At 43.2% G+C, this 7,019-nt stretch carries 6 protein-coding genes; 4 read left to right on the forward strand and 2 right to left on the reverse strand.

Translation table 11 applies throughout. From position 1 onward, the window contains the following. Positions 1–2 precede the first annotated feature (2 nt). Both F0261_RS10770 and F0261_RS10775 read right to left on the reverse strand, forming a co-directional pair. On the reverse strand, positions 3–1,835 hold the full coding sequence (locus tag F0261_RS10770; protein WP_014978535.1) for a polysaccharide biosynthesis/export family protein: 1,833 nt from the start codon (positions 1,833–1,835) through the stop codon (positions 3–5). 4 nt (positions 1,836–1,839) lie between these two features. Next, a complete protein-coding gene (locus tag F0261_RS10775; protein WP_014948528.1) occupies positions 1,840–2,238 on the reverse strand; it encodes a hypothetical protein in 399 nt (132 codons plus the stop codon). A 562-nt stretch (positions 2,239–2,800) separates the two neighbouring features. On the opposite strand from F0261_RS10775, the gene wecA reads away from it, so the two are divergent. From wecA to galU, 4 genes are all read left to right on the forward strand, one after another. Beyond that, the gene (wecA, locus tag F0261_RS10780) at positions 2,801–3,862 is read left to right on the forward strand and encodes a UDP-N-acetylglucosamine--undecaprenyl-phosphate N-acetylglucosaminephosphotransferase (protein WP_014948529.1); all 1,062 of its coding nucleotides are present in this window, start codon (positions 2,801–2,803) and stop codon (positions 3,860–3,862) included. A 114-nt stretch (positions 3,863–3,976) separates the two neighbouring features. Further along, complete coding sequence (locus tag F0261_RS10785; protein ID WP_014978536.1) at positions 3,977–4,864, forward strand: glycosyltransferase; 888 nt, start codon at positions 3,977–3,979, stop codon at positions 4,862–4,864. Next, positions 4,861–5,757: a glycosyltransferase family 2 protein gene (locus tag F0261_RS10790; RefSeq protein WP_171337949.1), complete on the forward strand. Its 897-nt coding sequence runs from the start codon at positions 4,861–4,863 to the stop codon at positions 5,755–5,757. The genes F0261_RS10785 and F0261_RS10790 overlap by 4 nt, the downstream gene beginning before the upstream one ends. Before the next feature lie 261 nt (positions 5,758–6,018). Further along, positions 6,019–6,912, forward strand: coding sequence for a UTP--glucose-1-phosphate uridylyltransferase GalU (galU, locus tag F0261_RS10795; RefSeq protein ID WP_014975843.1), 894 nt, complete (start codon positions 6,019–6,021; stop codon positions 6,910–6,912). The last annotated feature ends 107 nt before the right edge of the window (positions 6,913–7,019 follow it).

Here is a 7,019-nt window from a genome sequence, read left to right on the forward strand (position 1 = left end):
GTTTAGTTAGTAGCTACGTTGGCTGCAATAGCAATCTGATAAACAATCTGAGTAATGTCTTTAACCGCTTGCAATAGCTTGGTATCGATAGCAGGCAATACAATGATCTGATCACCTGGTTCTAACTTACTATCGTTGCTAGCTAGGAATGAGCTGTTGATGCTGGTAAAGGTAACATTACCATTCTTACGAACAATAAGGATTCGTTCGTCTTCAGCACGTTCAGTGAATCCGCCGGCCCAAGCAACATAATCTTCAGTCGTGGCTTCTGGGTTAAAGACTACTGACTGAGGAAGTAACACTTCACCACCTACGTGCACTAAGTCAGTTACCTCTGGGATGACAATGGTGTCATTCGGTTCTAGCAGAATGTTTGCGATATCACCATTTTCAGAAACTACGACTCTGCCTTGAGGCTCAATTTGGCGAGCACGTGCGATAAAGTCAGCGACAAGCTGAGCTTCTTGGGCACGGATGGCTCCTTCACCCGTCGAGCTAATGGGAGCGGTATACATGCTCCGCTCAAGACGCTGAAGACCTTCTTCGATGATTTCTTTTTGCTTTACAGCAACGCTTTCTCTTAACAGATAAATGTTCTGGGTATCAGAAAGGGCTGTATCTGCTTCGATGTGATCTAGTACATCGATAAGGCGTGTGCCTTTATCAACCATAATCTGAGAGGCGCCAGCAAACGCGCCAGCTACATTAATGCGATAGATTTGGGGCTCGTGGTCAGCAAGGTATTCAACCGTGTCGCCTGCACTTAGTTCGAGTGAAGCAAATTCATCCAAGCTCAAGTAGCGAGCAAACTGTTTGTTATTTCGAATACCAGATACCGAAGCATGGGAGGAAAACTCACCTGGTCGCGCAAAGTAATTCACCACGCCGCCGTTCAATTCTTCGTTAAGAAACTCAAAGGTGAAGCTATTTCGAGCGCCTGTTTCAACGACAATAGTGTTGCCAATTGGGTGCACTAATATGGTATCGCCATCTTTAAACGACATCTGAGGCAACTTACCATTTCTGAAAAATGCATATAAATCGGCAGTAGCGACTACTTTACCATTGCGCACTACGTCTATCTGCCTAAAACTTCCGCGCTGAAAATCAATACCACCGGCGCGTTTTAGGTAATACAGCACGCTATCTGAGGCGAGGCCTGCATATTGACCTGGTCGTAGCACCGGACCGGAAACAAAAATTGACACGGGCGTTGACGTAAGAAGGTTTACGTAAACATTTACATCGTTTGTGTAAACCTGTCTGATTTTTGCAGTAACGGTTTGATTTACACTGCCAGCAGGTGTATTTGCAATACGAATAGGACCAATGTTAGGAATAAAAATATTGCCTTGATTATCAACGGTTACTACGTCAGAAAAGTTAACCGCCCCCCACAGCCATATTGAAATTTTATCGCCTGGCGCAACGAGATAGTTATCATTTAGACCTGTGCTGCGTTCCGACTCAAATCCACCAATAAATAAGTTGGCTGCAAAAGGTGGGTTTTCCATAGGCGCTTGCGCAGGAAAAACAGTATCAATAGTTGGCTCGCCAGGTAAGTTTACGCCATTACGAGGCTGGGTTGAAAACTGTCCCATGGTATTTGCAGAACTGCTAGCGCCTGGAAGCGTTCGCTGGGTTGAAATACTCAGTGGCGATACGGACTGATTAGCAATGCCGCTACTCTGGCTCTGCTGAGCTCTTTCTCTTAATTGCTGCAATTGTTCCACGCTTTGCGCGCTTGCAGTGCCCACATAAGCGAAAAGAAGTGACGTTGCACAAGCCGCTAGCGTCAGGCGCTTTAAAGTTTTTTTGATGCTGGTTGACTGCATTTATCTATTCACCTTGCACTGTTGCCGAAGCTACTAAGGGAGTAATTACTCGCCATTGACCGTTTCGCTGACATGTCGTCATTTTACGCTGAATATCAGAAGACGCTGTTTCACCGTCTTGTAAAGAAAATCGGATACATTTATTGCCTGTGGCGGATATATAGTGCTTCAAGGACTCGTATTGGTGGCCATTGAAGCGTATTGAAAATGATTCCTGCGTATCATGATAAATGTTGGCTTTTGGAATATTTATTGCAAGCTCTTTGTCCGGTGCAAGGGAATAAGCAAGAGAAGAATGCACCAAAGGAATGTCAGCCTTAGTGGCGGTAGGAGTGTTAGAACACCCAGCTACGCCTACCGTAACTACGATAGGTAAAATTAGACGAGATAATTGTTTGAACATTAGCTTTCATATCCATATAGCAATTTCGCGCTAGGATAACATAAGTTTTAAAAAAAGCATGTTCGCTATCGCAGTTGCTGAATTGTCTGAGTCTTCACCAAGACCGCAATATAGAAGACAAGTTCATATCAATAGTGTAACTCGATATGTTTTTGGCATTGTAAAGGCTGGAAATAGACGAATAAGTTAACAGGTTAAAGGAATAAAGTAGTTATTCAATCGTTACAACAGAAGCTGAGATAGTTCGAGAGAGGCGGCGAGAAGACGCACAACAGGTTCTCTTTTTAGCGGTGATTAAGGTAATTCTCGCAACAAATGAGTTTTTAACACGTTTTGATACGTTATTTATGCATGAAGGGTGGTTACTTAGACAAATGTTTTATATTATATCGAAGTTTTCTATCCGCATACTCATAACAAGATGCCCTCATCGCGCTGGAAGAAATGGAAGTTGTAAATAAATGGAAGCAACATTTAGTTTTTTATCAAAATTTGCATGTGTATTGACAGAAACTACTACAAATAGCTGTGCTTTTGTCGGTAACGCGAGGTTGTGTGTTTTATGCTAGCTTATTTGCAGTTTGTCCCGCTTTTTACTGCATTTTTCGTCGCCCTTATCCTTTTGGTGGTCATGACGCCTTTAGCGCATCAATTTGGCTTAGTTGACCAACCATCAGCGCGAAAACGTCACGCCGGAATTGTACCTCTAACAGGTGGTGTGGCTATTTTTATGGCCGTGCTTGTTGCCAGCGTCGCGACTGATGTGTGGATGAAAAACAATCCTCTGTTTTTCACCGCATCAGCATTTGTTGTCTTGCTTGGTATGTTGGATGACCGTTTTGACCTGAGTGCCAAAGGCCGCCTTATGTGTCAATTTGGTGTTGCAGCGATCATGGCATGGAGCGCGCAAAACTATATTACATCTTTGGGTAATATCTTCGGAACAGGTGAGGTATTTCTCGACCTAGGCGGGTATTTCTTTACGATCATTTGTGTGGTCGGTGTCATCAATGCGTTTAACATGATAGACGGTATTGATGGATTAGCCGGCGGTATGAGCCTTGTTATTCTATTAACAGTTGCGGGCTTTTTGATCTTTACTGGTAACGGAGCCTCCATCATGGAGCCGCTTATCATCGTCGCAGCTATTGTTCCGTTTCTTGCTTTTAATTTGAGTTGGAAAGGGTTTAAAGGCAATAAGATATTTATGGGTGATGCGGGCAGCATGTTCGTTGGGCTCACTATCGTTTGGTTGCTTGTTGATCACACTCAAGGTGAAGCTGCCGCATTTAGGCCCATTACTGCGGTGTGGTTAGTCGGCCTTCCCTTAATGGACATGGCCGCGATCATGTATCGCCGTGCACGGAAGGGGCAATCAATGCTCAAACCTGACCGTCAGCACCTTCACAATATCTTTATGCGTGCAGGGCTTAGCAGTAGAAAGTCACTTGTTGCTATCCTTTTGCTCGGAGCATGTTATTGCTTAATCGGTATATTAGGAGAAGTCTATCAGGTAGCTGAAGCCGTCATGTTCTGGGGCTTTATTGGGCTACTCGTCGTGTACAGTCTTGTTATCCAACATATTTGGAGTGTACTGCGCTTTGTGAAGCGATTAACCGCATAGTTTAAGCAAAATCGTGGCAGGCTTAGTAAAATCTCTGTAACATGCCAACAAATAAAAGCGCACAATTAAAGCGCTTTTATTTTCTTTGTTACTTTTTTACGTTGGTAAAATTTCTTGATAAATCAATTCTCTATTCTTCACAATAACAATAAAAAACAGCATGTCGAATCGATTATTGCTATGGCGGTTTACCAAGCTGACAATGCGAAGTGGCTTCGCGAAGCCATTGAAAGCATGATTGAGCAGTCTTACACAGATTTTCTTTTCGTTATTGTCGTCGATGGACCTGTACCTCAAAAAATAACTCGCGTACTAGAGGATGTAGCAAGTAAAGACGACAGGGTAATAATAGCGTCGAATAGTCACAATGTGGGGCTAGCAAGTAGCATGAACTCAGTTGCTGAGTTCGGTATGCAGTTTAACCCATCGTTTTTCATAAGAATGGATGCGGATGATATTTCTGAAGAAAACCGCCTTCTACGTCAAATCACCTACCTTAAAAAGCACAGCAATATTTCTGTACTAGGATCAGCGCTAACAGAAGTTAACGAAAGTGGTGTTAAAGTTGGCGCGCGAGTAATGCCCGCTTCGCACAGGCAGATCGTTCGTATCTTGCCGAGACGATGCTCGCTAAACCATCCAACAGTAGTGATTCGTTACAATGTATTTAATGATGGGCATCGTTACGACAGTGACTTGTTAAACACACAAGACTATTTTTTCTGGATAACCTTAGCGTCTAAGGGGTATATCTTTAGGAACTTAAAAGATCGACTTTTGAAGTTCAGACGAGTTAATAACTTTTATAAACGTCGAGGCTTAAGTAAGTCGCTCAACGAGTTCAGAGCACGTTTATATGCCATACGTAAATTAAAGCAACTTTCACCCTATAACTTTTTATACGCTTGTGGTGTTTTAGCATTGAGGTTAATGCCTGGAAAAGTGGTTAAACTTGCCTATAAACTTGATAGACATTTACTGGAAAGGTTTGGTAAACATTGAGCGTCGGCGTTGTTGTTATACTATTTAATCCTGATGTTGAGCATGTGCGTAGTCTCATCGATGCGTTTTGTGCCCCTGACTGGAACGTCATCTTAGTTGATAATTCTCCAAGTCCTCAGCAGGCTCTTATAACAACTGATGTTACTTATCTTCATTACCCCTCAAATATTGGTATCGCCCACGCTCAGAATGTCGGCTTGAAAGTGCTCTTTAATGAGGGAAGCGACTACGCTTTTTTACTTGATCAAGATAGCTTGTTCTCTCCCGATATTGCTGTTGAGTTAGTGAGGCAATTCCAAGACCTTGAGCAACGTTCCCCAATTGCAGCCATAGGCCCTTCTATCTATTGCCAATTTTCAGAGTGTGTCGATCAGGGGGTTCTGCAAAAAGGGAAGCAGGTTTCCGAAAAGTTAAAAACAGTAAAGCAAATCATTGCCTCAGGCATGTTAATTTCCAAACGTGCTTTTGAACGCGTAGGTGAAAAAGAAAATGAGCTCTTTATCGATGGCGTTGATCACGAATGGTGCTGGCGTGCTCGAGCCAAGGGCATGGTTATCTATCAGTCGCTCAGTGCATGTATGCCTCATCGACAAGGCGATGATAGAGTGAAAGTTTGCGGTGTGACATTCAAGCAGGGCGCACCGATAAGGCTCTACTATCAGTTTCGCAACGTACTCATTTTAGCTCGCCGCCATTACGTACCTCTTTATTGGAAACTTCGTCATGTTTGTGCAATACCTCTGAGGTATCTTGTAAACAGATATTGCTTTGAGCAAGGCAAAACGCGAGGCGCTTTCATGTGGGCAGGGCTCAAAGACGGATTAAAACGCAAAACCGGCCCCATAGAGCATGCACTAATTCCAAAAAGTAGTGTGAAAAAAAGCGACACTTGATGTGTAGGAAAGGAAGGACAAACCATAAACGCTTTCACTATTATGGTGCATTAGATATTATTTATCCCTAATTTTGTGCTTTTATCGGTGGTTTTGAGCTGTTTTGCCCATTTTCAATACGCAGACGCTCTAAAAAGGTAATTGGAACATCGATTGCATTAGTCTTGCGAACAACAGTGAATATATCTCAGCTTAAGGAATAACAAACGGCTGAAAGTCGACTTAGGCGTGTATTTAGGATTTTAAAAAAGGATATTAACTATGAGTCAGGTTAAAAAAGCGGTAATCCCTGTAGCGGGCCTGGGGACGAGAATGCTCCCAGCAACGAAAGCTATTCCAAAAGAGATGTTGCCAGTGGTTGATAAGCCATTGATCCAATACGTGGTAAGCGAATGTGTTGCTGCAGGACTAAAAGAAATTATCCTAGTAACGCACGCGAGTAAAAACAGTATTGAAAACCACTTTGATACCTCTTTTGAGCTAGAAGCCACACTAGAAAAGCGTGTAAAACGCCAACTGTTAGAAGAAGTTCAGTCAATCTGTCCAAAAGATGTAACTATCATGCATATTCGCCAAGGCGTTGCTAATGGACTTGGGCACGCAGTACTTTGCGCTCGACCTTTGATTGGCGATGCGCCATTTGCGGTAGTATTACCTGACGTTATCATTGATGATGCAGCAAGTAATCCTAAAAAGGATAACCTTGCAGACATGGTTGCCAAATTTAACACCAGCCGAGTAAGTCAGGTCATGGTTGAGCAGGTACCAGACGAAGATATCTCTAAATTTGGTATCGCAGACCTAGACGGTGCGGCAATTGCGCCAGGTGAGTCAGCGAAGATTCACAAAATGGTAGAGAAGCCGCCTCGCGACGAAGCACCTTCTGACCTCGCTGTTGTAGGCCGATACGTTCTGTCAGAAAAAATCTGGGATCTGTTAGAGTTCACGCCTCCAGGAGCAGGTGGTGAAGTTCAGCTTACTGATGCTATTGACGCATTGATGAAACTTGAACAAGTTGATGCCTACTACATGAAAGGTAAGAGTCACGATTGCGGTAGTAAGTTGGGTTACATGAAAGCTAACGTTGAATATGCGTTACGTCACCCATCGTTAGGCGACGAATTTAAAGAATACTTAGCGTCTGTTGTTAAATAGTCTTACTAGGGCCTGTATATGGTCTCCCCCATTATTGCAAGAGTAAACATGCTGTTTTGACTAAAATGGTTTGCGTCCGTATATCCGGCTTCTCGTTGAAGTATTTT

It is taken from the genome of Alteromonas sp. 07-89-2, from assembly GCF_013113925.1.
Taxonomy (GTDB): Bacteria; Pseudomonadota; Gammaproteobacteria; order Enterobacterales; family Alteromonadaceae; genus Alteromonas; species Alteromonas macleodii.

What these genes read in the sequence shown, in the direction of transcription:
- F0261_RS10770 (WP_014978535.1), bottom strand. Translation starts at nt 1,835, where the DNA reads ATGCAGTCAACCAGCATCAAAAAAACTTTAAAGCGCCTGACGCTAGCG.
- F0261_RS10775 (WP_014948528.1), bottom strand. Translation starts at nt 2,238, where the DNA reads ATGTTCAAACAATTATCTCGTCTAATTTTACCTATCGTAGTTACGGTA.
- wecA (WP_014948529.1), top strand. Translation starts at nt 2,801, where the DNA reads ATGCTAGCTTATTTGCAGTTTGTCCCGCTTTTTACTGCATTTTTCGTC.
- galU (WP_014975843.1), top strand. Translation starts at nt 6,019, where the DNA reads ATGAGTCAGGTTAAAAAAGCGGTAATCCCTGTAGCGGGCCTGGGGACG.